We start from the raw sequence: 599 nt of genomic DNA, 5'->3' as shown, positions 1-599 counted from the left end.
TTGTTTTGCGTCGCAATTACCGCCGCAGAATACAAAGTAGTTACAGAACAAGAAATAAGTGGACATGACCGTTTCGACATGAGAACCGGAGTAGAAGCGATCTACTTCGGGGACCGCTTTTTGAACTATGAAGGTAGTACGACAGAGGCGGCTTTATGGCTTAATTTAGCCCAACTAGGTCCAAAAGATTACATTCCGATCTACATTCCACAGCAAAGATATAAATCGATAGATCAAGTTTTGATTCAGCTTAGAAATGGAATATACACAGCTATAGATTTTACCACGCAGAAATTAGCAAATCTAAGAAAAAAGAACGATAGCATACCTTATTTCATCGATTTGCCCGATAATATTCAAATCCACAAATCAATTTCGGATGAAATAATAATTCAGCTGAACACCTCGGTAATTAGCGGTGTAATATTAGGTGACCAGTTGAAAAAGTTATTCAATTTCGCCACTACTTGGTTGCCGAAACGTCTTAATAGAGCACATCGGCTTGAGGCAAAACCAGAATTGATCTTCTTCGTGTTCGACAATTCCGATCGCTTGTTGACGATTTTCCCCATCAAAGGCGATCACTTCTGGCACGCAGC

Annotated in this window: 1 protein-coding gene; it reads left to right on the top strand. The window is 40.1% G+C overall.

The genetic code is table 11. From position 1 onward, the window contains the following. Positions 1–599 (top strand): hypothetical protein (locus tag GY937_28655; GenBank protein ID MCP5060687.1); only part of this gene is annotated, 599 nt, incomplete at both ends.

It is taken from the genome of bacterium, assembly GCA_024228115.1.
Lineage (GTDB): Bacteria > Myxococcota_A > UBA9160 > UBA9160 > UBA6930.
The sequence above is the reverse complement of the archived record's forward strand: the minus strand, read 5'-3'. Positions and strand labels throughout refer to the sequence as shown.